The organism is Terrabacter terrae, from assembly GCF_039529575.1.
GTDB lineage: Bacteria > Actinomycetota > Actinomycetes > Actinomycetales > Dermatophilaceae > Terrabacter > Terrabacter terrae.
The window spans coordinates 1-4,170 of record NZ_BAAANB010000060.1; the positions used below are offsets into that span (position 1 = coordinate 1).

Sequence of the window (4,170 nt, forward strand, 5' to 3'; positions counted from 1 at the left end):
TCGACAACGAGGAGAACTACCTCATCAAGAAGCTGTTCACGGCAGCGGGTGCCATACAGATCGAGAACCAAGCACGTATTTGACACTCCTCCACGGTCCCCAGTCTGGGGTCCTCGTTCGGGCGCGGCGGCGCGACCCAGTACGTCCAGGATCTGTCGAACTCCGACTGCATCGTCATCCAGGGCTCCAACATGGCCGAGTGCCATCCGGTGGCCTACCAGTGGGTGACGGAGGCACGCCTCAAGGGCGCCAGGGTGATCCACGTCGACCCGCGCTTCACGCGTACGTCGGCGACCTCGGACCGGCACATCCCGATCCGGGCGGGCAGCGACGTCGTGCTGCTCGGTGCCCTCATCAAGTACATCCTCGACAACGAGCTGTACTTCAAGGAGTACGTGGTCGCGTACACCAACGCAGCCACGCTCGTCAGCGAGAAGTACCAGGACACCGAGGACCTCGACGGCCTCTTCTCCGGCTACGACGACGCCAAGGGCAACTACTCGCAGGAGACGTGGGCCTACGCCGCGGCCGAGGGTGGGGACGACTCGATGACCATCGGCGGCCCTGCGGCGGGGCACGAGCACGGCGAGTCGGCCTCCGCGCGGTCCGCTGGTGACGAGCACGGGTCCGGCGGTCCCGCGCTCGAGCACAGCAAGGTGGCCCGTGACGAGACGCTGCAGGACCCGCGCACGGTCTTCCAGATCGTCAAGCGGCACTACTCGCGCTACACGCCCGAGATGGTCGCCGAGACCTGCGGCATCAGCGTCGACGACTTCCACTACCTCGCGAAGTCGGTGACCGAGAACAGCGGCCGCGACCGCACGACGGCGTTCGTCTACGCCGTGGGCTGGACGCAGCACACGCTCGGCGCCCAGTTCATCCGCACGGCGGCGATCGTCCAGCTGCTCCTGGGCAACATGGGCCGTCCCGGCGGCGGCATCATGGCGCTGCGCGGGCACGCGAGCATCCAGGGCTCGACCGACATCCCGACGCTCTACAACATCCTCCCCGGCTACCTCGCGATGCCGGTCGTCGGCCTGCACGACACGTGGGACGACTACCTCGCCGCGATCGCCAACAAGGAGCAGAAGGGCTTCTGGGCCAACGCCGACACGTATGCCGTCAGCCTCCTCAAGGCGTACTGGGGCAAGGCCGCGACGGCCGAGAACGACTGGTGCTTCGACTACATCCCGAAGCTGACCGGAGCGCACGGCACCTACCAGACGACGATGGCGATGCTCGACGACCAGGTCGAGGGCTACTTCCTGCTCGGCCAGAACCCGGCCGTCGGGTCCGCCCACGGCCGCATGCAGCGCCAGGCCATGTCGCACCTCAAGTGGCTCGTCGTGCGTGACTTCAACATGATCGAGTCGGCCACCTTCTGGAAGGACGGCCCCGAGATCGCCTCGGGCGAGCTCAAGACCGAGGACATCGAGACCGAGGTCTTCTTCCTTCCCGCTGCCGCGCACACCGAGAAGAGCGGGTCGTTCACCCAGACGCAGCGGATGCTCCAGTGGCACCACAAGGCGGTCGAGCCGCCGGGCGACTGCCAGAGCGAGCTGCAGTTCTTCTACGAGCTCGGCTGCCGCGTGCGCGAGCTGCTCGCCGACTCGACGGACGACCGGGACCGCCCGCTTCTCGACCTCAACTGGGACTACCCCACGGACGAGCACGGCGAGATCGACGCCGAGGGAGTGCTCGCCGAGATCAACGGCCGTCACCTGACCGGTGACAGGGCGGGTCAGTCCCTGTCGGCCTACACGGAGATGAAGGCCGACGGGTCCACCGACGGCGGGTGCTGGATCTACACCGGCGTCTACGCCGGCGGCGTCAACCACGCGGCCAACCGCAAGCCCGGCCGCGAGCAGGACCTCACCGCCCTTGACTGGGGCTGGGCGTGGCCGGCGAACCGGCGCATCCTCTACAACCGCGCCTCGGCCGACCCCGAGGGCAAGCCGTGGAGCGAGCGCAAGGCCTACATCTGGTGGGACGCCGACGAGAAGAAGTGGACCGGTCACGACGTGCCGGACTTCGTCCCGGACAAGGAGCCGAGCTACCGGCCCGAGCCGGGCACGGGCGGCCCCGAGGGGCTGGCCGGCGACGACCCGTTCGTCATGATGGCCGACGGCAAGGGCTGGCTCTTCGCGCCGAGGGGCATGCTCGACGGGCCGCTTCCGACGCACTACGAGCCGCAGGAGTCCCCCGTCGCCAACCCGCTCTACACCCAGCAGTCCAACCCGGCCCGCAAGGTCTTCCCGCGCAAGGACAACCTGTGGGCGCCCTCCGCGGGCGCCCCGGGCTCCGACGTCTACCCGTACGTCTTCACCACCTACCGCCTCACCGAGCACCACACGGCCGGCGGGATGAGCCGGTGGCTGCCGTACCTGTCCGAGCTGCAGCCCGAGTTCTTCTGCGAGGTCTCCCCGGAGCTCGCGCAGGAGCGGGGCCTCGAGAACGGCGGGTGGGCCACGATCGTCTCGGGCCGCTCCGCCATCGAGGCGCGCGTCATGGTGACCGAGCGGATGACGCCCCTCACCATCCGGGGGCGCACCATCCACCAGGTCGGCCTGCCCTACCACTGGGGCGTCGGCAGCGACGCGGTCGTGAGCGGCGACGCCGCCAACGACCTGCTCGGTGTCGCCCTCGACCCCAACGTCCAGATCCAGGAGAGCAAGGCCGGCTCGTGCGACATCGTCCCCGGACGACGCCCGAGGGGGGAGGCGCTGCTGCGGCTCGTCTCCGAGTACCAGTCGCGCGCCGGCGCCACCGTCATGACGAGCAACGAGCTGCGCACCGGACACCCCGAGTCGGTCCCGGACACGAGAGGAGGACAGAGCTGATGGGCTTCTGGCGCAACCAGCTCTCCGGACCCACGAACCCGGCGGCAGACGCCGCGTGGGACCGGCACGAGCCACGCAAGGGCTTCTTCACCGACACCTCCATCTGCATCGGCTGCAAGGCCTGCGAGGTGGCCTGCAAGGAGTGGAACGGAGTCCCCGAGGACGGCCTCGACCTGCTCAACCAGTCCTACGACAACACCGGCGCGCTCGGCGCGAGCACGTGGCGCCACGTCGCCTTCGTCGAGCAGTCGAGCGAGCGCATCGAGCAGGCCCGTGAGTCCGGCCGCAAGCTGGTCTCCCTCGGTATGCCGACGGTCCGCTCGGGCGACGAGCCGGCCCTGGCGGCCGTCGGCGGTGGCGGCACGGCCACCGCGACCCTCCCGGCGCCCGGTGACGTGCGCCAAGGCGCCGCCGCGGGACCCGGACCCACCGACACCGCTGTGCCCGACGTGCGGTGGCTGATGGCCTCCGACGTCTGCAAGCACTGCACCCACGCGGCCTGCCTCGACGTCTGCCCGACAGGGTCGCTGTTCCGCACCGAGTTCGGCACGGTCGTCGTCCAGGACGACGTCTGCAACGGCTGCGGCTACTGCGTCGCGGCCTGCCCCTTCGGGGTCATCGAGCGCCGACGCGGCGACGAGGGTCACGAGAAGGGCCACCAGTCGCACGGCATCACCATCAAGGGCGCGGGCACCGAGACCGGCGCCGGCGGCGACACCGGGCGCCACGCCAGCCCGCCGTCGTACGCGTCGAGCAACGGCGAGGTCAAGAACGTCGGCATCGCCCAGAAGTGCACCCTCTGCTACGACCGGCTCGGCGCCGGCCAGACCCCGGCTTGCGCGCAGGCCTGTCCGACCACGTCGATCAAGTTCGGCGACCTCGACGAGCTGCACGACATCGCGCGCAAGCGGGTGGCCGAGCTGCACGAGCTCGGATACCCGGAGGCGCGGCTCTACGGTGTCGACGACCGCGACGGGGTCGGCGGCACCGGCTCGACGTTCCTGCTCCTCGACGAGCCGGAGGTCTACGGCCTGCCGCCGGACCCGAAGGTGACGACCGCCGACCTGCCCGACATGTTCAAGAAGGCCGGCTTCGCCGGCCTGACGATGCTCGCCGTGGCCGCTGCCTCGTTCGTCGGGAGGCGGAAGTGACGACCAACCCGTTCGACGCCGACCGACCGCCCGAGCTCCCGCGGCGACGCCGCAACGGCGAGCCCGGCAACGGGGGCGAGAAGGGCGGCAGGCGCCGCGACGAGTCGATGATGGTGCCCGACGTCACCTTCGACAGCTACTACGGGCGCCACATCGTCAAGCCGGCCCCGTGGGAGAAG

Annotated in this window: 2 protein-coding genes and 1 pseudogene; all 3 read left to right on the plus strand. The window is 69.9% G+C overall.

The features are described from left to right. The coding region (fdh, locus tag ABD194_RS18985; RefSeq protein WP_343994387.1) for a formate dehydrogenase at nt 1–2,840 on the plus strand (2,840 nt) is incomplete at its 5' end. Continuing rightward, complete coding sequence (locus ABD194_RS18990) at nt 2,840–3,991, plus strand: 4Fe-4S dicluster domain-containing protein (RefSeq protein ID WP_343994389.1); 1,152 nt, start codon at nt 2,840–2,842, stop codon at nt 3,989–3,991. The genes fdh and ABD194_RS18990, both read left to right, overlap by 1 nt. After that, nucleotides 3,988–4,170: pseudogene (locus ABD194_RS18995) on the plus strand (NrfD/PsrC family molybdoenzyme membrane anchor subunit); the annotation flags it as partial. The gene ABD194_RS18990 and the pseudogene ABD194_RS18995, both read left to right, overlap by 4 nt.

What these genes read in the sequence shown, in the direction of transcription:
- ABD194_RS18990 (WP_343994389.1), top strand. Translation starts at nt 2,840, where the DNA reads ATGGGCTTCTGGCGCAACCAGCTCTCCGGACCCACGAACCCGGCGGCA.